A 21,482-nucleotide genomic window follows, 5' to 3' on the forward strand; every position below is an offset into this window, starting at 1 on the left:
GTAGAGAGGCGTTTTTTATTTGTTTTAGCTAGTTTTTCACATGACAAAATTACTTCAAATGGTGAAAAAACGGTTTTTGCTGAGGGCCATTCTAAGGAGATTGACTTTTACTTTATTGATGGTTACCTTATGATTAAACTAAAGGGGCAGGACAATTGAAGATGGATTGGATCAATTGTACATAGGAGGTGTTGTAATGATTACGGTTAAAAATGCTGAAAGTTATCTTAAAGATAGCATCGGTGAAGATACCGATGAGATAAAAAAGGTTTGGGAAACATTTAAGGCTTTTTCAAAGGAGACCGTTGAGGGCGAAGAAGATAAAGAAATTTTATTTCAGTGTGGTGTCTATGATTTTACAGGAGAGGAACTATTTCATCTTGATTTTGTACGGCAGTTTACAATTTATGAAGAAGATGATTATTCTCACATGGAACAACTGCACTGTGAATTTTTATTTAAACCAACAAGCGAGTTAAAAAAGTTAAAGGTGGTAGAAGAATGGTCAATGGATTATGACGATATAGATCATTTTTTTAATCATATTGAAAGTATTCATGAGTTTAAAATTCCTTTGACTTTAAAGCCGATAAAATCAGCAATATATCAAGAAGAACTTTAATTCTTATTTCATTAACGGCTGCTTTACTTTAAGAGGGTATACCTTGCCTTTTTGGAATCATTTATCACGTAGTGTCGGTTCGACTCCGGCCACCGGTATCTATTAATATTAAAAGTTTCATGATCGGTTTTTACCGTGAACCCAACGTTTCACCCTCGTGGTGAAACGTTTTTTGTGGTTTAAATGAGTTATTTAGATGAAAATAGAATCCTATTAGAAGAGAATGAGCATGTACTACTTTTAACAGAATAAACTTTAGATGATTTGCAACATTTGGTACGATACATTTAACCATATAAGGAAACAAAATGGATTAGCGCATTCACATAAAACAGTGAATTACCTTTGTGTAACTAAATGAATATTTGTGGGTACATACGCATCTTTAGCTGGCATCATCATTGTGGCCCAGTTTGGAGGAGAATTTATGAAAAAACAAAATGATCATGAAGAGTTATTGACAGGTGGAAATGTCTCGAACGTATATCGTTCGGGAGATACGGTTCGCAGAGAGGTAAAGTCAGACAATATGAATATACAAAAGCTACTAAAGCATTTAGAAAAAAAGAATTTCTCCTATGCTCCAAAGTTTTTAGGGGTTGATGAAAAAGGTAGAGAGATCTTGTCCTTCATTGAAGGTGTAGCCGGTCATGATCCCTTAAAAGAATACATGTGCTCTCACAATGCTTTAAAAGAAATAGCGAAAATGCTTAGACTGTATCATGATGCTGTTTGTGATTTTCCCATTTCAGACGATTGGGAACGAATGGACAATACGCCTAACAACATAGAGGTTGTGTGCCATAATGATTTTGCGATGTACAACATCATTTTCAAAGATAAAAACCCAGTGGGAATCATTGATTTTGATGTAGCTGCCCCTGGTCCAAGGCTTTGGGATATTGCATATACTCTCTATACTTGTGTCCCTCTCAGTAGGTTTTTTCGTACTGAAACAGGGGAGGTCGTAAATTATCATACATTAGAGCATGCAGCCCATATAAAGTATAGAGTCAAACTGTTTTTTGAAGCTTATGGTGAGGCAATACCAGAAGATTATGTGGACATGGTGTTGCTGCGTTTAGAAGGTTTATGTCAATACATGAAGCGAAAAGCGAATGAAGGGGATAGAGCCTTTCAAAAAATGATTCATGAGGGGCACCTTGAACATTATCAAAAAGACATACAATTCATTCATGAACACAGAAAAGAATGGGTTTGAGGATGCCAAGGGTTTTATAAAAAAAGGACAACTTATCTTTTTACTAGTTTCTTGTGGATGTTACAATTGGTTATAATAGTTCAATAGAATGAATGTAAAGAGGCGGAGTTGTTATCTTGCAAACGAAGACGATATTACAGACTATGATTGAAGATGAGCGATCACATGATTATCCGCTTTTTAGACAGTACTGTGTAAGGAAAGAACAGGGTCTGCGTAAAGATGCGTTAAAGGTTCTTCAGTCTTTTGTTGAAGAGATGAATAAGAACGAATTTACAGCACGGCGTTCATTTGTTGCTTGGCTGTTTGATTACATTGAACGTTTTGAGGATGGTCATCATTTGCTTGTGTATCCATTGGTACATGGGGTGATCCACCCTGTTCTTCGAGAGTGGGAAAATATTGATCCAATGGATGTGAGACCGTATCGCTGGCAAGGCTTGTTTGTGCATCAGGGGGAAGGGCTGCCCTATTTATTGAAGGCACTAGAGATGGGTGGCAGAAAAGAGCAGCGAGTGATTGTTCAAATTTGCGAAACCTATTTCTCGGCTTTGTGGTATTCGTTTCATCATATACATGAAGATCTTTATTTAAGCACCTATGAGAAAGATCATGAGCGAATTCAAGGGATTCAAGATGTCATGAAACTGATCGAAGATAAAAATGTTCAAAGCAATGTTGAAAAACTAGCAGTCTACTATAACCAACTTTTATCGGACTGGAAGGAATTTCAGCAGACGGAGACAAGAGGCTTTGTGAAATGGTGTGCGGATCATAAGAAGCCCTATGAGTGGGTACAGACATTTTACTATAATCAATAGTTGTTTTTCATAAGAAAAAGGCAGGGATCAACCCTGCCTTTTTTATTTATGCCATATTCTTTCTATTTCTACATGGTCTGGTTTAAAATATTTCAGGATGTAGACATCTGGATTGCTTAGTTGTTCCCACTCCTTGAATCCAATTGCAGGATCGGCGTGTTTTAGAAGCAGGCTCATAATATTGCCATGAGTGGCGAATAAAGTATGATCTCTTCCTAATTTTATTTGTTCATAGAGTGCCTCTACAATACGATTCATCGCTTCTTGGCTCGACTCTCCGCCTTCACAGGTCATATGCAAGTCCGAAAAACTGAGCTTTAGTTTTTCATACCAATCTTCCATTGGTTGACTGCTTAACCTACGTTCAGAGAGACGCTTATCAATTTGTACCTTTATTTGTTTGGCATAAGCAAGGGGCTCAGCGGTTTGAATCGCTCGTTTATAAGGACTTGAGATGATCTGGTTGAGCTGAATGCCGGAAAAAAACTGTGCGAGTTCATGCGATTGTGTGATGCCTTGAGGCGTTAAAGACGCATCCTCGGATTGTCCATCTGCTTGACAGTGTCTGACGAAATAATATGTCTTCATAGGGGAGACACCTTCCTCTAAGTATAAAAAAATCATCCAATATTGGATGAGGGTTCACGAAAGTTTAGGTTCTATTTGTTCGTGTCTGCTTCTTTGTATGGATCTATCAGTTTGGAGGTTAGGTCTAAGTTGAACAAAAAATCATCTACGGTGTCTGTGCCAAAGGGAAGGGCAGAAAAATTAATTGGGATGCTGTCTTCTTGCGTATCTGAAGTAATCGGCTGTTTGTGCTGCTTTTTTCTCCAGTTCTTAAACAAGCGCATGTGAGGCCCCCTTTTCTAAAAAAAGATGGATTTATACATAATATACGGGGAGAGTTGTCCGAGCGTCAATTGTTTTCTTCAAAAGGATTTACTACATTTGTACGGAAAGAGCCACAGCTAAGTGCGGATCTTTCCGTGTTTTGACATGGCACGGTGTATGGCTTGTTGTACCTTTCGTTCGCATCTGATGTTGTATGGCTTCTTATGGAGTTTACTCGTCTTAAATTGACCAATTACACGGCGGACTCCTTGATCATAAATGATCAGCTCTCTGCTCGTTTGATCACTTAATAACGCTTGAAACCAGCTGTATTTTTTTAGCTGTGCTGCATTTCGTGATATATCATCTTCATCTACCTGTAAAAAAGGGATATACAGAGCAAGATTGAAGATGTCTAAAATGAATCCCATATTACCGGCCCCCTTCATATCGTTTATTACGATTAGAAAGGGGAATGGTTCCATACAGTTGGTTTTAAAAACAATCCCAGTGCATGAACCATTCTTTATTGTTTTTGTCATAATAGAAATACATCGTGCCGTTATCACCAATCATGAACCGAGGCTTTTCTTCTGAGGCGATTTGCAGCATGAATTCTCCTGACATCTGGTGGGGAGGAGATTGGATGTAAGCTCCGTATCCACCGATTTTTGTGAACGAGTAGTTTGAGTAATGCTCGAAGAAATGATCTGTCGCTTCTTCACTTTCATTAACCTCTGATAAGTCAACGTATGACCAAGCTTCCTCCCAGCATGGATAATCCGGTTGTTCCCCTTCGAGCCACTTTATCTGGAAAGGTTTAATTCCTTTCACGTCTTCAGGGGTCTCAGCGATTTCTAATCCTTCCATTGATGAATATTCAATGAGTTTCCAGCCATCACCGTTTTTGGCGATATCGATCGGAAGGGTTTTCTTGTTGATGAAAATTTGAATCATCTTACATTCATCAAAGCCGTTCATTCCCCCTGGTACTTCGGGTAAATACATTTGTAAAATGGGAATCATAGCTCCATCTTGATCTGCCGGCCACCCTTTATCACGTTGGATGAAAAAATGACCAGCAAACCAGCTGTACTTAGATGGATCAGGGCGAAACCCGCCTATTTTGGCTACAATAGGTGTTTTTCCTAGTTGATTTAATTCGTCAAAAGCTTTGATCTTCATTTATCCATCCCCCATTCTTTAGCCAGCAATGTGTGCATCTTGAAATGTTCCATTCATATTGCCAGAGACAATGATGACATGTCCCCAAAATAAATCTCCGTCATGATAGTAGGCTTCGAATTCTCCATTTGGATAAGCATGGAGGCTTTCAAGAGAGATGCGGCTGATAAATTGATCCGGTGTGATCTCTTCTGAATGTTCAGCGGAGTCGTCTTGTTCCTGCCAATCTTTTGCTAGTTCAATCAGCTGATTTGCTGCATATGACTTCATGGAGGCATCCCATGTTGTCTGCTCTTCTACGAGTTGTCTAGCCGTTTTCAGAGAGTCATTCATTTCTTCCTCTTCTTCAAGATTGAAGTAAAGAAGGCACTCCTCATTGCCCCACTGGATGGTTGTTTCAAATAAGTCTAGTCCTTTCACTAATTCAAAGGTACCCAGCTTGTCATCGTGGTAAAAGATAGGTTGTTGAGCTTCTTCTAATATTTCTTGCAGTTCCTTATCTTCAGTATCTGTATCAACAAGTGAAACGAGCATGAATTCATCTTCACCTTTACGTACTTGAAGTGTGACGATAGATTCTTTATGTAATTGCGCTTGTTTTTCTCGTAGTCCCTTTTCATCTGTTAACCAGCACAGTCTCACTTTTTCGGTTATGATGCGGTCTTTTTCCTTCCATGCAATGAGTGGGATTGAAGCAGTCCAAAGAGTTTCTTTTCCCGCTTTTCCTGCGCCGACTCCAGAAGGTCCTGTAACAGCCATGATGTCTATCACTTCTTCTGAGAATCTTTGTTCAAATATGTTGATTTGTTTGTTTGATTTCATAGGATGTCCCCCAGCTTGATTTATTTGATGGAGCTATACCTTTATCACACCGTACATTGGCAGGGGAAATCAAGCTTTTTTTGCTTAAAACTGTTTTTTAGGTTTGTGGCAACAGAGAGGATACATGGATTGCTGGAGGTTGAGTCACAATAAAAAAGCAAATCGGTTCAGATTTTGTATAAATTTGGCTAAGTGAGTCGAAAAGCCTAGGTTATTCTTCCTTTTCTTTATAATTACTTTGACACGATTAGATGAAAAAAGTAAAGTAGTACTGAGTGATTTACAAAACCTTCATCATTCTCTGAAACATGAAGCGGCAGTAAATTTAATGTAAATGGATATTTTTCCTTTTATTTACTCGTATTTTTTTTTGAAACTTATGATGCTTCTTATTCGTTATATTAAAGGAGCACATGTAACCTGCGGAGAAAAGAGCATCGGAATGCTTGGTGCAGAAGATTTACATTTGCAAAATCAATGTAAATTTTTTATGATTTCATTTATATCAGATCGAAAATAAGAAAGAAGAGGTTTTATGAAAAAAATATTTGCGAACAAATATAGCTTTTTTGTTTTGGCTGTTCTTCTATTTTGGGCAAAATCGTACACAGCCTACAAAATGGACTTTAATTTAGGAGTGAAGGGATCTTTTCAAGAGGGTCTTCTCTTATTAAATCCATTCAGTTCAGCCATCGTGTTTTTAGGACTTGCTCTCTTTTTGAAGGGGCGTAAATCGGCCATTGTTTTAATTGTCATTGATTTTATTATGACCGCACTTTTATATGCGAATGTAGCGTACTATCGTTTCTTTGATGATTTTTTAACATTCCCGACAATGAAACAAGCCGGTAATCTTGGGGGAGGTATGACCGGCGGTGTGTTAGCAAGTATTAAGCCGCATGACCTTTTGTACTTCCTTGATATCATCATTTTAATTGCCATTGTCATTTGGAGACCAGAAGTGAAGAAGTTCCAAATGAAAAAAACTTTCGCACTGCTGATTGTGGCTGCAGGTGTTGGACTGTTCTTCGTTAACCTACACTTAGCTGAAAAAGATCGTCCAGAATTATTGACGAGAACATTTGATCATAAGTATATTGTGAAATATTTAGGTGTTTATAACTATGCGATTTATGACGGCGTGCAAACCGCACAAAATGCAACGCAAGTAGCAAATGCGAGTAGTGATGATTTAACGGATGTCGTGAACTATACGACCTCTCACTATGCGAAACCAAATGCAGAATACTTTGGTCAAGCTAAAGGGAAAAACATCATCAAAATCCATTTAGAAAGCTTCCAGTCATTTTTAATTGACTACAAGTTAAATGGAGAAGAAGTGACGCCGTTTTTAAACAAACTAGCTCATGGAAAAGAAGATTTTACGTATTTTGATAACTTCTTCCACCAGACTGGTCAAGGGAAGACTTCTGATGCTGAGCTCATGATGGATAATAGTATGTTTGGCTTACCAGAGGGTGCAGCGTTTGTGACAAAAGGTGAAAATACCTTCCAATCACTTCCTGCCATCTTAGATCAAAAAGCAGGCTATACGAGTGCAGTGCTTCACGGGGATTATAAATCTTTCTGGAACCGTGACACGATTTATAAACATATGGGAATTGATCAATTCTTCGATGCATCTTATTACAACATGGATGAAGAAAACCTTGTAAACATGGGTCTGAAGGATAAACCATTCTTTAAAGAATCAATCCCAATGTTAGAATCAATGAAAAAGCCATTTTATGCACACTTAATGACATTGACCAACCATTATCCATTTAATTTAGATGAGAAAGATGCGACAATCGCTAAGGCAACAACTGGCGATAAAACAGTGGATAATTATTTCCAAACAGCGAGATACTTGGATGAGTCATTAGAACAATTCTTTAAGGACTTGAAAAAATCGGGTCTGTATAAAGACTCAGTGATTCTATTATATGGTGACCATAATGGAATTTCTGAGAACCATAACCGTGCAATGAGTGAGATTCAAGGGAAAGAAATTACGCCATATCAAAATGCACAAAATCAGCGTGTACCGCTCATGATTCGTATCCCTGGTAAACAAGGCGGCGTGAATCATACGTATGGCGGTGAAGTAGACGTGATGCCAACGCTCCTTCACTTACAAGGTATTGATTCAAATGAGTACGTGAATTTTGGAACAGATTTATTCTCTAAGAAGCATGATCAAACTGTTGCATTCCGTAACGGAAACTATGTGACACCAAAATATACCCTTGTAGATAATACGGTCTACGATACAAAAACGGGTAAAGTGGTGAAACAAAACAAAAAGACAGAAGCGATTAAAGCCCGTGTTGATAATCAGTTAAGCCTGTCAGATAAAGTACTGTACAGGGATCTTCTTCGATTCCATAAGCTATCTGATTTTAAACCAGTGAATCCATCTGATTATTTCTATGGTAAAACAAACAAAGAGACAGAAGAGGATTCTTCTGCTAACTAACTGAGTTTTGGGCAAGCACAGAAAGGTGCTTGCCTTTTTCTCTCTTACAGCTTGATTTGTTGGCAAAATATGTTTATATTTAGGGAGAAACAAGCGTGGCGTCAGCGGTCAGCTGGCGATAACTCATTTTGTCCTAGGGGATTTCAGGAGGAGCTTATGACAACAAATACAAAAACACAAAAAAAGAAATCAGAATTATGGGGCTGGATCAAAGCCATCTTAATCGCATTTATTGCTGTTTTTATCATTCGTAACTTTTTATTCGCACCGTATATTGTGAAGGGGACTTCTATGGAACCGACACTGCATGATACAGAGCGGGTGTTTGTGAATAAAACAGTCGATTACTTCGGCGATTATAAACGCGGACAGATCATTGTTCTTGATGGGGAAGACCGCAGTACTCACTATGTGAAACGATTGATTGGTTTACCTGGTGATAAAATCGAAATGAAAAATGACCAGCTATATGTGAACGGTCAAAAAGTGGCGGAGCCTTATTTAGCATCAAACAAAAAGAAAGCTGCCGCAGATGGCACCTTGCTGACACCTGATTTTGGTCCTCTTACAGTCCCTAAAGGAAAGTACTTTGTCATGGGTGACAATCGCCAAAACTCAATGGACAGTCGCAATGGTTTAGGTCTTTTTACAAAGAGTGACATTCAAGGGACAACATCATTCGTGTTTTATCCCTTCCAAGATATTCGCTTAATCAATCACTAATCAATAAGAAAAAGCACACAGGCGTGTGCTTTTTTTGTTTGGTTAAGACTGACTTTTTGAAATCGCCTGTTCTAGATCTGCCAGAATATCTTCAATCGCTTCTGTTCCAACAGATAAACGAATAAGTTCTGGTGTCACCCCTGTGGCTTTTTGCTCTGCTTCACTTAATTGCTGATGCGTTGTGCTGGCAGGATGGATGATGAGTGACTTAGAGTCGCCTACGTTTGCAAGATGTGAGAAAAGCTGAACCGAATCAATGAGTTTTTTTCCTGCGTCTTTGCCACCTTTAATGCCGAATGTGAGGATGGCACCTTGTCCTTTTGGTAAATAAGTTTGAGCCAGCTCAAAGGATTCATGGCCTTCAAGACCTGGATAGCTGACCCATTCTACAAGAGGATGATCTTGTAAAAATTGTGCTGTCTTCAATGCATTTTCACTGTGGCGTTCAAGGCGAAGGTGCAATGTTTCTAAGCCTTGCAAGAGTAAAAATGAGTTGAATGGTGATAAAGCCGCCCCTAGATCACGTAAGAGCTGTACACGTGCTTTTGTGATATAAGCCGCTTCACCAATCGCTTCCGTATACGTCAGGCCATGATAGCTTGGGTCTGGTTCAGTCAGGCCTTTGAACTTATCGCTATCACCCCAAGGAAACTTACCGCTGTCGACGATGACTCCGCCAATGGATGTGCCGTGGCCGCCGATGAATTTCGTCGCTGAATGGACGACAATGTCTGCGCCAAATTCAATAGGTCTTAACAAATAAGGGCTGGCAAGTGTGTTATCCACAATTAGAGGGATATGATGCTTGTGTGCAATGGCTGATACGGCTTCAATATGTAAAATGTCGCCTTTTGGATTTCCGATGCTCTCTGCATACACTGCTTTTGTTTTATCTGTAATGGCTGCTTCAAGTTCTTCAAGGTTTGAGGAATCCACAAACTTTACTGTTATTCCAAGTTTTTTCAAGGTATGCGCAAATAAATTATATGTGCCGCCATACAGACTGCTGGAGGATACGATTTCGTCTCCAGCTCCTGCAATGTTTAAAATGGAGTAAGTGGTCGCTGCTTGTCCTGAGGAGACAGCAAGTGCACCAATTCCACCTTCAAGCTCAGCGATCCGTTTTTCAAACACATCATTTGTCGGGTTCATAATACGTGAATAAATATTACCGGGTTCCTGAAGTCCGAATAAATTCGCCGCATGCTCACTATCTCTAAAACCGAAAGAGCTTGTTTGGTAAATAGGTACAGCTCTTGAATAGGTGGCTGAATCCAGTTCTTGACCTGCGTGTATTGCTTTTGTTTCTAAACGAAATTGAAGTTCTTCTGACATGTGTGTATCCTCCTTTTGTTAGATAAAACCAACTACTTTAATAAGAAATATTTAATAAGACTATAAATCTTGTTTACTGCCCGGTCAATCATTTTTTAGATAAATCTGAAAAAACAATAAATATAGTTGACATGTCGGAATAGTATGTATTAACATAAGCATACTGAAAATACCAACAAGAATCGCTGATCGGTCAACCGAAGGCTCGTTCACTCAGGCATGAGTGAAGGGCCTTTTTTTATTTTAATCAGGAGGGAAGCTGAAGATGGAGAAAAAGAAAAAACGAAAAAAATACAGAAAACATTTGGATATCACATTAGACATTTTGATTGAGCGGAACAAATATGAGATTTACAGCAATCAAGAACGAATAGAAGAAATTTACGATCGTATTGATGAAAAGCATACAAGGTCGAAATAACCATTTTATAAAATATAGTTGATTTATAGGAATAATATGATTTAGGATGGTGCTAACAACTCAATATGAATAGCTGATCGGACAACACGAAGGCTCTTATCTCACTTTTGGGATAAGGGCCTTTCTGTGTATTTATCTGATGACAAGAGGAGTGAACTTGCAATGACTATTTCCATTGATATTGTGGATAAGTCTTTTTGGAAAGACAAACAAACCATTCAAGTGCTTGAAAACGTAAGGCTCACCATCGTTCCTGGTGAATTCGTGACGGTGATTGGTCCGAGCGGATGCGGGAAAAGTACATTGCTGAAGATGATTGGAGGCCTTGATACAGATTATGATGGGCAGATCGTGATAGGAGAAAGGCGTGTGGTAGAACCAGGAATGAAACAGGGCTTTATCTTTCAAGAGCATCGCTTGTTTCCATGGCTGACGGTCGAAGAAAATATCGCTGCCAATTTCAATTTAAAACAGGTGGCTGTTCGCCGCAAAGTGGATGAATTAATTGAAATTGTTCGGTTAAAAGGTTTTGAACACGCCTATCCACATGAGCTTTCAGGCGGGATGTCACAACGTGTTGCTATTGCAAGAGCACTCCTGCGTGATCCGGAGATTTTATTGCTTGATGAACCTTTTGGTGCGCTAGATGCATTTACACGGAAACACTTACAGGATGTACTGCTGGATATTTGGCAGGAGAAAAGAACAACGATGGTGCTTGTCACTCATGATATTGACGAATCCATTTATTTAGCCAATGAAATTGTGCTGTTACAAGCAAGACCCGGTCGAATTCATAAAATCCTTCCCGTGAACTTACCATTCCCGCGGAATAGAACGTCAACAGCTTTTCAGAGCTTAAGACAAAGGGTGCTTTCAGAATTTGAGAAAACAGATGAGCTGTTACTGACGAATGGCTCAGGAATTTAAGGAGGTCAAATTGAATGAAAAGGCAAAAAAGGATCGTTCTCTTTCTGGGTATCCTCCTTGTATTAGCTGGGTGTGGTCAAGCAGCGAATGGATCAGAAGACAAGCCGAAAGAGATTCGGATTGGGATTCAGCAAAGTCTAAGCCCACTTCTTTTAGCAAAGGAAAAAGGGTGGTTTGAGCAATCATTTGAAAAAGAAGGTGTGAAAGTCAAGTGGGTGGAGTTCCAAAGTGGTCCTCCCCAATTCGAAGGACTCGCCGCCAATCAATTAGATTTTTCACAGGTTGGTAATTCACCTGTTATAGCTGGTCAGGCAGCAGGTATTGATTTTAAGGAAATTGGTTTATCTCAGGATGGGTTAAAGGCGAATGGGATTTTAGTGAATAAGAACAGTGAGATTAAAAAAGTAGAAGATTTAAAAGGAAAAAAAATCGCCGTTGCCAAAGGAAGCAGTGGTTTTGACTTTTTATACAAAGTATTAGATCAGGCTGGTTTATCTGCAAAGGATGTTCAGATCATTCAGCTTCAGCCGGATGAGGCAATATCTGCGTTTGAAAATGGATCAGTTGATGCTTGGTCGATCTGGGAGCCGTTCTTATCACTTGAAACGATAGAAAAGGGAGCAAAGCTACTGGTTAATGGAGAAGCGACCGATTTATATTCACCTGGATTCACACTTGTCAGATCCAAGTTTGCCGATGAGTACCCTGAACTAGTGGTGCAATTTTTAAAAGTATATGACAAAGCGGTGAAATGGCAGAAAGACCATCAACAGGAAGCCATTACACTTTATGCTCGTTTGAAACAATTAGATCAGAAGGTGGTGACACAAGTATTAAACAATACAGAGCCGCTCAATGAGCCCATTTCTAAGAAGATCATAAACGCTCAGCAGCATACAGCTGATTTTCAATATCAAACAAAGGCGATTCAGCGGAAGATTGATGTCAATCAGGTGGTAGATAATTCGTTTATTGAAAAAATGCTGAAAGAGGAGAAGAGTTGATGAAAGCTGCATCTAACCCAGCCCTTGTGACTAAAACTGAGCGAATGAAGAAAAAAAGGAGAAAAGCTTCATCCTTCATCATGTTAAAAGGACTTGTATTACCTGCTTTACTCATTGCGATTTGGCAGGGAGCTGCTGCTTCCCAAATCGTTTCTTCTACTGTACTACCTGCACCCACTGTCATTGCGGAATCTTTTCGTGAGTTGATTCGTTCCGGTGAGCTGTTTGGCCATCTTTACATCAGTCTCTACAGAGCAATATGCGGGTTTTTACTTGGGGGAGGTTTAGGACTTGCGATGGGTCTGTGTGTCGGTTTTTCTAGGAAAACCGAGCAGTATGTAGATCCGACCTTGCAAATGCTGAGAACAGTTCCTCATTTAGCGGTGACTCCTTTATTTATTCTTTGGTTTGGTTTTGATGAATCAGCGAAAATTTTATTGATTGCACTTGGGGCTTTTTTTCCGATCTATATCAATACTTTTCTAGGAATTCGCAGTGTAGATAACAAGCTTTTCGACGTGGCTCGCGCTTTAGAGTTTAATCTGTATCAAAATATCACAAAGCTCATTTTACCTGCTGCCCTTCCTCATATTCTTCTGGGCGTGAGGCTTTCATTAGGCATTGCCTGGCTTGGTTTAGTGGTGGCTGAATTGATGGGGTCGAGTAGTGGAGTCGGCTACATGATTATGGATGCAAGACAATTCTCGCAAACGGATAAAGTGTTTGTAGGGATTATCATCTTTGCGGTAGTTGGTAAGATGACTGATTCATTTGTACGGCTGTTAGAAAAGCGATTGCTCAAATGGCGCATAAGTTATCAAGGTGAAAAATAATAGGAGGCGATATGATGAATATTCTATGGTTTATTCCAACGCATGGGGATGGGCGTTATTTAGGATCTTCGAAAGGGGCAAGACAGGCAGACTATCCGTATTTTAAACAAATTGCTCAAGCTGCCGATCAGCTTGGGTACACAGGGGTCTTGCTGCCTACTGGTAGATCTTGTGAAGATCCATGGCTGACAGCGGCCGCTTTAGCTGCAGAAACAACCCATTTAAAGTTTCTTGTGGCTCTTCGGCCAGGGTTGATGCAGCCATCTGTTGCTGCTAGAATGACCTCCACATTTGATCGGCTTTCAGGCGGGAGACTGCTGATCAATGTTGTAGCGGGAGGAAGTAAAGAAGAACTTGAAGGAGACGGGCTATTCATTTCTCATGATGAACGTTATGAGGCAGCAGAAGAATTTTTGACCATATGGAAGAGGTTATTGAAAGGAGAGAATGTTCAGTTTCAAGGGAAGCATCTGCAAACACAAAATGGACGGCTGTTATTTCCACCAGCTCAAACACCACATCCACCCGTTTTTTTTGGAGGATCATCAGAAGCAGGCATTCAAGCCGCTGCAAAACATACAGATGTTTATTTAACTTGGGGCGAGCCGCCTGCACAAGTAAAAGAGAAAATCGCACAAGTGAAAAAGCAGGCTGAAAAGGAGGGAAGAACGGTGAGGTTTGGTATTCGACTTCATGTGATCGTGAGGGAAACGGAAGATGAAGCTTGGCAGGCAGCGGAACATCTGATTCGTCATTTAGATCAAGAGACTATTGATGATGCGCAAAAGACTTTACAAGGGATGGACTCAGTAGGGCAAAAACGAATGGTTGAATTACATCAAGGGAATAAAGAGAAGCTTGAAATTAGCCCTAATCTTTGGGCGGGCATTGGCTTAGTTAGAGGCGGGGCAGGAACAGCGCTCGTCGGGGACCCGCATACAGTAGCAGAACGTATAATAGAATATCAGTCTCTAGGTATTGATACATTTATCTTTTCTGGTTATCCGCACTTAGAAGAATCTTATTATTTAGCAGAACTTGTTTTCCCGCTTCTCCCATTTAAAAGAAATGGTGATGCAGGACCACACGTTCCTGCTGGTGAAATTATTGGGAACAATTACTTTCCTGATACAGCCTCTGCTGCAAGTTCCTCATAAATGAAAGCAAAGCAGTCATACTTGTCGGGCTGCTTTGCTTTTTTTATAGAAAGAGAAGCAAGTAAAATGATATGTGCTGTGGAAGAAGGCAAGGGCTTTTTTCCCAACAGGTTTTCTTGTATATACATATTTTAAGAGACAAGAGAAGAAGGAAAATATGCTCACTCTTTTGTCGGAATTATCAGTTAATATGTCGTATTTGATGTGTTAACGACATATAATTAGGACTTTTATATCTGATATATCGGGGGAATTCTTTCTATCTCAAAAAAATGAAAGATTAAATAGAAGAGATGATGAAAATGAACTATTTGAAAAAAGGCAGAAAAAAGATGGATTTATTGCCAATATATGGGTTTTGTGGTTCTTATGTTGTGGTGAAAAATAGTAAAAAAGGGAGAATTTATACAGTTGAACATGAATAATTGAATAAAAAGTCACATTTTATACGAAAATATGTTCGGTCAAAAATGGGATCTTCTGTTGATGTTTGGAGTGTGACGCCTATGATACGATCATCATAAGCTGGGAGGTGAAAAGTATGACTTATGCAGCGCCGCAAGTTGACTATTCCACTATGGAACCTGCTATTATGGACCAAGCTTGGTTCTTAGTATTTGTTGCTGTCCTTCTTGGATTGGGAGCAACAGTTGTTCTAGGAGCAGCAGTTTGGTGTTTAGCAAACGGCAAGGGTAGCTTTACAGGAGCCGTTCAGTGGGAAAGTGGCTTAAAAGTCCAAATTGAATGTAAGTAGCTATACTTAGGATTCATCTTTTTACTTCTTAGATAAGACACCAGGGCTAAACCGTCTGTGGCGGGCGGTTTAGCCTGATCTGTTTTTAAAGAATATGCAGACACTTGGAGGTTATATGTTTACGATCGAGAATTTAACCAAGACGTATAAAAATAACGTGACTGCTGTCAATGATTTTCATTTGAAAATTGCCCCTCATCAAATCGTTGCTGTGGCTGGACCAAATGGATCCGGTAAAACAACGATGATTAACTGTGTACTCGGCATCATTAAGCATACAGAAGGAACCATTCATATCAAGGACGTCACAAATGATGATCCATCCTTTAAAAAACAAGTCGCCTATGTTCCAGATGATCTGCTGCTCCCTGAAGCATTGACTGGTGCTGAATATTTAGATTTTGTTTCTTCTATGTATGAATGTAAAACAATTCAAAGAAGAAATCAACTAATTGAATTGTTTGATATGGAATCAGCTTTATCAAGACCGATTGAAACCTATTCCCATGGAATGAAAAAAAAGACACAGCTGATTGCTGCCTTTATGCTTGAGAGTCAATTAGTGATCATGGATGAGCCCTTTAGAGGACTTGATATTGAAGCGGTTATAAACACAAAGAAACTGATGAAACGTTATGCCGAGCACCATGGTGCAATCTTGCTTTCAACGCATGATATGCTTTCAGCGGAAGAGCTGTGCCACAAGATCGCCATTATTTCTAAAGGAAATAAAATGGATGAAGGGACGGTTTCAGCCTTAAAAGAAAAGTATCAATCAAGCACATTGGAACAGGTGTTTCTGAAAGCTTCAATGTTAAGTGATAGGGGTGCACATTTTGATGAAATCATTAATCATTTCTAAAATGATGCTTAAAATGTGGCAGCAAGAGATGTATAAGCTCTTTGATACTCAAACGAAGCGAATCATTGTGGTCTTATTCTTTTTGTTTGCAGTCACAATGGGAGCCATCATCGGATACAGTTTTACGGGTGTCTTTATGAAGGCTTTCTTAAATGGAGATGAACGTTCACTTGGGTTGTTGGTTGTGTCGATGGCAATCAATGCATCCATTTTTACAAGCTTGTTATTTGTGCTGATCAAAGTCAGAACACCTGAACAAGATCGTTTTTCTATGCAGCTCAGCTGGTTTCCGCTGTCTACCTTTCAAAAAAGTCTTGGTTACTTCATTCCGATGGTGACAGTCGTGACAGGGCTTGTTTTATTTTTCATCGGGATCTTGCTTTTACCTAATTTTATTGCACAAGGGATCGGTATTTTCTTTATTCTTACATTCTTTTTGATGGTGCTTTTGCAATCCCTCTTTGTCTTAACACTGCTTCAGCTCATTTACAACGTGACTTATTTACTCGTACTAAAATTAAAATTACCGTTGCAAAAATTTGCAGCGATATTTGTTTTATTAGCGCTAGTTGTAGCGTATGGAATGACACATTTCGACATCAATCAAATACAGCAATCATATGTACAGTTTGATTATCATTTGATGTATTTTACAGCGCCGTTTTTCTTAGCGGCACAAGGGATGTCTCCTGACGGGGTGAATTATGCGATTTTGATCCTCTTCATCTTATTATCTGCGGGAGGCGCATTTATTTCTCTTGCTTTAATGCCAATTATGGCTGAGAAAAAAGCGTTAACCTTTCTGCACAAACTACCATTTTCATCTTCGAAAAAGTGGTCACTCATTGTAAAGGAAATAAAGTCACAAGTGAGAAATGAAGAAAATATTTTAAACTTTCTCATCCTCCTTATTGTCATTTTATTTGTCCGTTATCAGTTTGCCTTCCGCTTTGAAGGAGAAGCTTTTTTTGTCTTATGTGCGCTAGCTGGGTTAACAGCTTTTAATTCATTTGGCAATGACAAACGTATGCTTGGGATGTATAAAACGTTTGGTCTAAGGCCGTGGGAAGTGGCTCTTTATAAGTTCCTCGGGCTTTTGCTCGTTGGTGTGATCCAAATTGTTTTATTTATGATCACAACACTGACGCTCCCGGATCAGATCTGGATCGTGTTGATTGGCGCTGCTGTCTTGTGTAATGCAACGGCTCTCTTTTATGTGGTAGGTATTTTATTACCCCTTGATCGAAATAATCCTTACACAGGTATTTTCTCGTTCGGAGCGCTTATTTTAATCATGATTCCGATTGTATTTATTGGAAACTATGTGATAGGGGAATCGAGTCAAATGCTTCAGTGGCTGCTTGTGGCAGGATTTGAATGTCTGCTCATCTTTGCCATATATAAAGGTTTTTCATGGAGGTATTCACATGATTCAACTTCTTAACAATAAGCTAAAGATTGAGCGGGTGCCGGCACTTGCTCCATATGTGACTTTACAAAAAAGGCATTTGACTGATACGCAGTACGGAAGCTCACTTCCAATTAACGAAAGTGCATATCATATGTTAACGAAAGTGGATGGTCAAAGGACAGAGGCGAGTATTACGGCAGAGCTCGCCGATTTGTTTCAGGTCGATGAGTCTGTGATTGCCCGCGATTTTTATCAATTGATGATGGGGCTGAATCAGCATCACTTGCTGTCGATTCATTATCAATCGCCATATCGGACTGTCACAGCCTTCTGTCAATTTTTTAAGCAGTATCAAGTAAAGATGAAAGAGCGGTTTGACTGCACGGGTCATTCATTTCTTCACATATTGGGTACGGCTCTGCTGATGGTGACGCGCAAAATCATCTTTTTTTGGGTGCTCTTTATGATCATGGCGGGAATCGCCTTTTTATTTATTCCTGATCCATCGATTGCAGCCATTGCAATTTATTTTACGATTATTTATTTTGGATTAATTACTGGAACTGCCTTGCATGAGGCGGCACATGGGTATGCACATCGGAAGTTCGCCGGCCGGGATGGTCCTCAAGGCTTTTTTGCGAGCGATATGATGTCTGTGAAATTTGTGAGGCCTGTTTTAGATCCGTTTCAGAAAAAACAGGTGTGGATTACACTGCTTGGTCCGCTTTTGCCGGGGCTCATTGGCGCAGCCGGAATCATTGTGACTGTTTTATTTCTAAAAGAAAATCCAATTTCGACAGGGTTTTTCATTTTTTCAATCACGTATTTTATTCAATTACTCTACCTTCTTCCGTTTATGGGGGATGGTAAGTCTATTATGAAGCAGTTATTGCTTGGTGGAATGGGAGGACAACGATCATGAACGTTCAGGCAATGAAACAAGGTGCAATTGTTGGTAGTTTCCTGGGTTTCTTAGGCTTTCCGATGTTGACCATTGGTGTTCTGTTCTATCACTTATTTCAATCAAAAACAAATAATGAATTATTATTTAACAGTCTTGCTTTTGAAATGGAAGGTTCGTCTGCATTTACGTTCCAAATCAAACCAAACTTTTTTATTTATATGGTTGTCATTTTTGCTGTCAGTTTTCTCATTGTGGCATTCCTATCAGCCATGAAACAGAAAAAAGCGAAAGATTAGGAGAATTTTCCTAATCTTTTTTTTGTATAATCAACCAAATTTTAGTATAATAAAAAATAAAAGTATAAAAGGGGATATCAATGATTAAGAAATGGAGCATTCTTTTATTGACTGTTTTTCTATTAGCAGGATGCGGCGAGAAGGCTGCAGAAACAACAACGACAGAGAAAACGGTCTCTAAAATAGAAACAGAGTCTGACTCTAAAAACCAAGTAACGATTGAAAAAATGAAATTGACAAAGAAAGAAAAAAACTTACTAGAGGCATCAACGACGAATGAAATAGTAGCTCTTACACTTAAAGGATTAACGAAGAATGATAAGAGTATTACGTTTATCGGGAGCCACTACAAAAATGGCCGGCTAGTTGATAAGGAATCATCTTCTTCGACTTTTACGTTACATCAGGATGGAACTGACCAAACGATGAATATACTTTTACAATTAAGAGATGAGAAAGATACATATGAATCACAATTTAGTATGTGGTCAGACAACAAGAATGAGGGAATGACAAAAGCAACAGCAAGTTTTCCGTTCAAAGTAAGTGATTATGTTTTTTCTGCACAATCTGATACTGTCAAAGTCTCTCCTGGAGGAAAGGCACTGATTGCGTATACTGCGGCAATGGGGAAAGACGGAAATTCACCGATGCTTGAAGTGATTGAGAAAAATCCTAAGCAAGCGCTGAAGAATAAGTCACATGCCTACTTATTTTATATCCAGCTCGATAAATAACTATCGTAATATATATGGAGAATATGAAATTTTTTGACGAAAAATCTTCATATTCTCTTGACGAATTGTTAAGAAAGTTGTAACATAATAAAAGTCAACGCAATGATGTTGTCTTTAAAAGATTGATGCGGGTGTAGTTTAGTGGTAAAACCTCAGCCTTCCAAGCTGATGTCGTGAGTTCGATTCTCATCACCCGCTCCAATACATAATTTTGTTTATAACGCAGTATTTCGTTTCATAGATAAACGAAGTGTTGCGTTTTTTATTATGTCAGTATAATGTAAAAAGCACTGTCACCTACAGTGCTTTTTCAATGAGTTCATATTTGCTTTCTCCACCATGTATTTGTATAAACATCTTCGTCAAGGATTGTATAAGTGCTTCACTCTTTTCCCGGGAAATAGATGGTGGGAAGAGAATGATTTGAAGAATGCTTTTTGTGTCTTGAGAAATTTGAGCTTTACTTGGTTGAGAAAATAACCCTTTAAGCTCTGCGCCATCCTGCCATTCAATATGACCAGTTTCATTTTTGGATAATGAAAGAGGCCCTTTCAATTGATCGGCATCTAATGTAAGGATAGGTAAGAAATATTTCAATGAAAAAAATATCGACAAATCCTGTACGGAATTGGTCGAGTCAATAAATTGTTCTTTTTGAATATCAGCAAGAAGCGGAAGAAAGGGGACACCTTCTAGAAGATTCGTCCATTCTTTGATCGCTGGTACTTCTTCCAAAGTTTGATCTTCATATTCAAAAAACAAAGATTCTTGAAACAGGCGCAGTCGGCCTTTTAACATTTGAGGGGATTTTCCTATCTCAATATGTGAATATTCAATCTGTCCAACATGGATAGACGGGCTTTGAGGTTGGGAAATTTCCATTTGTATCTTCACAGTGACTCACTCCAATCGGTCATGATACACTCGTATTATACTGAAAACAACTGAAGAAACAAAGAAAGGAGGTTTGCAAGGTGATTCATGTTGGACAATTAAAAGAAGAGTTAATTCAATATGCGAACGAAATTGGTGTCGATAAAATTCGATTTGCAAGTGCTGATACATTTGATTCATTAAAGGACCGCCTCATCTTACATGAATCGTTAGGGTATTTGTCCGGTTTTGAAGAGCCTGATATCGAAAAACGAACAAATCCTGCTTTGCTGCTTCCAAAAGCAAAATCAATTGTCGCCATTGCGCTCGCATATCCTTCTAAAATGAAAGATGCTCCCCGAAGTACAAAGGATGCAAGAAGAGGAATTTTTTGCAGGGCTTCATGGGGAACTGATTATCATGTTGTGCTGAAAAAAAAGCTCGACATGCTTGAAGAATTTTTGCGCAGTAAACACGAAGATATTCGGACAAAATCAATGGTGGACACAGGTGAATTGTCTGACCGTGCTGTAGCCGAACGTGCTGGCATTGGCTTTAGTGCAAAGAACTGTATGATTATCACACCAGAGTTCGGATCTTATGTCTATTTGGCTGAGATGATTACAAATGTTCCATTTGAACCGGATGAGAAAATAGAAGACCAGTGCGGAACTTGTAATAAATGTGTGGATTCATGCCCAACGGGTGCTCTTGTGAATCCAGGCCAGCTCAATTCTCAAAGGTGTATTTCGTTTTTAACACAGACAAAAGGGTTTTTACCTGACGAATTTCGCTCGAAAATAGGGAATCGGTTGTATGGATGTGATACGTGCCAAACGGTCTGCCCAATTAATAAAGGGAAAGACTTTCATCTACATCCTGAAATGGAGCCGGACCCTGAAATTGCAAAGCCGCTCTTAAAGCCACTGCTGACAATCAGCAATCGTGAATTTAAAGAGAAGTATGGTCATGTTTCTGGATCATGGCGAGGGAAAAAGCCTATTCAGCGGAATGCCATTTTGGCACTTGCTCACTTTAAAGATACATCTGCTTTGCCAGATTTGGTTGACCTGATGCATAAAGATCCAAGACCGGTCATTCGAGGCACGGCTGCTTGGGCAATCGGTAAAATTGGCGATGGTCAGCAGCTTTCAGAACTGGAAAAAGCCCTTGAGCGGGAAAGTGATGAAGAAGCAAAACAAGAGATCATCAAAGGGATTGAATTGTTACAAACACCTTTAAATACTAAATAACCTCCCA

24 protein-coding genes and 1 tRNA gene are annotated in these 21,482 nt (G+C 39.3%); 18 read left to right on the plus strand and 7 right to left on the minus strand.

All coding sequences use genetic code 11. The annotated features are described in order from the left end of the window. Positions 1-196 precede the first annotated feature (196 nt). The 3 genes from MHI58_RS04445 to MHI58_RS04455 all read left to right on the plus strand — a co-directional run bounded on the left by MHI58_RS04445 (position 197) and on the right by MHI58_RS04455 (position 2,665). Complete coding sequence (locus MHI58_RS04445; RefSeq protein WP_038475046.1) at positions 197-622, plus strand: hypothetical protein; 426 nt, start codon at positions 197-199, stop codon at positions 620-622. A gap of 427 nt (positions 623-1,049) precedes the next feature. Further along, entirely contained in the window at positions 1,050-1,844 is a 795-nt protein-coding gene (locus MHI58_RS04450) for a phosphotransferase (protein WP_045035290.1), read from the plus strand. A 116-nt stretch (positions 1,845-1,960) separates the two neighbouring features. Next, complete coding sequence (locus tag MHI58_RS04455) at positions 1,961-2,665, plus strand: hypothetical protein (protein WP_045035291.1); 705 nt, start codon at positions 1,961-1,963, stop codon at positions 2,663-2,665. Positions 2,666-2,707: 42 nt separating this feature from the next. Here the strand turns inward: MHI58_RS04455 and MHI58_RS04460 are convergent, their stop codons facing one another. The 5 genes from MHI58_RS04460 to MHI58_RS04480 form a co-directional block, all read right to left on the minus strand. Beyond that, the gene (locus tag MHI58_RS04460) at positions 2,708-3,253 is read right to left on the minus strand and encodes a histidine phosphatase family protein (RefSeq protein WP_041093302.1); all 546 of its coding nucleotides are present in this window, start codon (positions 3,251-3,253) and stop codon (positions 2,708-2,710) included. A 71-nt stretch (positions 3,254-3,324) separates the two neighbouring features. After that, complete coding sequence (locus tag MHI58_RS04465; protein WP_045035292.1) at positions 3,325-3,516, minus strand: hypothetical protein; 192 nt, start codon at positions 3,514-3,516, stop codon at positions 3,325-3,327. Between the two features lie 117 nt (positions 3,517-3,633). Then, the gene (locus tag MHI58_RS04470) at positions 3,634-3,927 is read right to left on the minus strand and encodes a hypothetical protein (RefSeq protein ID WP_024719925.1); all 294 of its coding nucleotides are present in this window, start codon (positions 3,925-3,927) and stop codon (positions 3,634-3,636) included. Positions 3,928-3,991: 64 nt separating this feature from the next. Beyond that, positions 3,992-4,681, minus strand: a complete 690-nt coding sequence (locus tag MHI58_RS04475) for a DUF1963 domain-containing protein (RefSeq protein WP_368004379.1) — start codon at positions 4,679-4,681, stop codon at positions 3,992-3,994. Positions 4,682-4,699: 18 nt separating this feature from the next. Then, entirely contained in the window at positions 4,700-5,503 is an 804-nt protein-coding gene (locus MHI58_RS04480) for a DUF2262 domain-containing protein (RefSeq protein WP_041507558.1), read from the minus strand. 535 nt (positions 5,504-6,038) lie between these two features. On the opposite strand from MHI58_RS04480, the gene MHI58_RS04485 reads away from it, so the two are divergent. Beyond that, complete coding sequence (locus tag MHI58_RS04485) at positions 6,039-7,982, plus strand: LTA synthase family protein (RefSeq protein ID WP_178929966.1); 1,944 nt, start codon at positions 6,039-6,041, stop codon at positions 7,980-7,982. Positions 7,983-8,138: 156 nt separating this feature from the next. Further along, positions 8,139-8,705 carry a signal peptidase I gene (gene lepB, locus MHI58_RS04490; RefSeq protein ID WP_039170157.1) on the plus strand — a complete coding sequence of 189 codons (567 nt, stop codon included), beginning with the start codon at positions 8,139-8,141 and terminating at the stop codon, positions 8,703-8,705. Positions 8,706-8,747: 42 nt separating this feature from the next. Here lepB and MHI58_RS04495 read toward each other — a convergent pair whose 3' ends face one another. Then, positions 8,748-10,040: a homocysteine synthase gene (locus tag MHI58_RS04495; protein ID WP_019743963.1), complete on the minus strand. Its 1,293-nt coding sequence runs from the start codon at positions 10,038-10,040 to the stop codon at positions 8,748-8,750. Positions 10,041-10,305: 265 nt separating this feature from the next. On the opposite strand from MHI58_RS04495, the gene MHI58_RS04500 reads away from it, so the two are divergent. The 12 genes from MHI58_RS04500 (at position 10,306) to MHI58_RS04555 (ending at position 19,550) form a co-directional block, all read left to right on the plus strand. Beyond that, entirely contained in the window at positions 10,306-10,461 is a 156-nt protein-coding gene (locus MHI58_RS04500; protein WP_034647783.1) for an FbpB family small basic protein, read from the plus strand. A 162-nt stretch (positions 10,462-10,623) separates the two neighbouring features. Beyond that, on the plus strand, positions 10,624-11,391 hold the full coding sequence (locus MHI58_RS04505) for an ABC transporter ATP-binding protein (protein WP_041507556.1): 768 nt from the start codon (positions 10,624-10,626) through the stop codon (positions 11,389-11,391). 14 nt (positions 11,392-11,405) lie between these two features. After that, on the plus strand, positions 11,406-12,395 hold the full coding sequence (locus MHI58_RS04510) for an aliphatic sulfonate ABC transporter substrate-binding protein (protein WP_047947123.1): 990 nt from the start codon (positions 11,406-11,408) through the stop codon (positions 12,393-12,395). Between the two features lie 44 nt (positions 12,396-12,439). Beyond that, complete coding sequence (locus MHI58_RS04515; protein WP_234712545.1) at positions 12,440-13,228, plus strand: ABC transporter permease; 789 nt, start codon at positions 12,440-12,442, stop codon at positions 13,226-13,228. Positions 13,229-13,242: 14 nt separating this feature from the next. Next, entirely contained in the window at positions 13,243-14,385 is a 1,143-nt protein-coding gene (gene ssuD / locus MHI58_RS04520) for an FMNH2-dependent alkanesulfonate monooxygenase (protein ID WP_047947124.1), read from the plus strand. A 541-nt stretch (positions 14,386-14,926) separates the two neighbouring features. Continuing rightward, a complete protein-coding gene (locus MHI58_RS04525; RefSeq protein WP_003211695.1) occupies positions 14,927-15,139 on the plus strand; it encodes a hypothetical protein in 213 nt (70 codons plus the stop codon). Between the two features lie 115 nt (positions 15,140-15,254). After that, on the plus strand, positions 15,255-16,001 hold the full coding sequence (locus MHI58_RS04530; RefSeq protein WP_008349096.1) for an ABC transporter ATP-binding protein: 747 nt from the start codon (positions 15,255-15,257) through the stop codon (positions 15,999-16,001). Continuing rightward, a complete protein-coding gene (locus tag MHI58_RS04535; protein ID WP_019743966.1) occupies positions 15,979-17,445 on the plus strand; it encodes a hypothetical protein in 1,467 nt (488 codons plus the stop codon). Before MHI58_RS04530 ends, MHI58_RS04535 begins: the two co-directional genes overlap by 23 nt. Then, on the plus strand, positions 17,429-18,334 hold the full coding sequence (locus MHI58_RS04540; protein ID WP_008349091.1) for a PqqD family protein: 906 nt from the start codon (positions 17,429-17,431) through the stop codon (positions 18,332-18,334). The genes MHI58_RS04535 and MHI58_RS04540 overlap by 17 nt, the downstream gene beginning before the upstream one ends. Continuing rightward, entirely contained in the window at positions 18,331-18,612 is a 282-nt protein-coding gene (locus MHI58_RS04545; RefSeq protein ID WP_008349089.1) for a hypothetical protein, read from the plus strand. Before MHI58_RS04540 ends, MHI58_RS04545 begins: the two co-directional genes overlap by 4 nt. Before the next feature lie 80 nt (positions 18,613-18,692). Beyond that, a complete protein-coding gene (locus MHI58_RS04550; RefSeq protein WP_168948489.1) occupies positions 18,693-19,349 on the plus strand; it encodes a hypothetical protein in 657 nt (218 codons plus the stop codon). 127 nt (positions 19,350-19,476) lie between these two features. Next, positions 19,477-19,550: transfer RNA gene (locus MHI58_RS04555), tRNA-Gly, on the plus strand. Between the two features lie 96 nt (positions 19,551-19,646). On the opposite strand, the gene MHI58_RS04560 is transcribed toward MHI58_RS04555, so the two are convergent. After that, on the minus strand, positions 19,647-20,243 hold the full coding sequence (locus MHI58_RS04560; RefSeq protein ID WP_144666999.1) for a hypothetical protein: 597 nt from the start codon (positions 20,241-20,243) through the stop codon (positions 19,647-19,649). Between the two features lie 83 nt (positions 20,244-20,326). On the opposite strand from MHI58_RS04560, the gene queG reads away from it, so the two are divergent. After that, positions 20,327-21,475 (plus strand): tRNA epoxyqueuosine(34) reductase QueG, encoded by a 1,149-nt coding sequence (gene queG, locus MHI58_RS04565; protein ID WP_026050065.1) that lies wholly within the window; start codon positions 20,327-20,329, stop codon positions 21,473-21,475. The last annotated feature ends 7 nt before the right edge of the window (positions 21,476-21,482 follow it).

The sequence above is a fragment of the Bacillus sp. FSL K6-2869 genome, assembly GCF_040869405.1.
Classification (GTDB): Bacteria; Bacillota; Bacilli; order Bacillales; family Bacillaceae; genus Bacillus; species Bacillus altitudinis.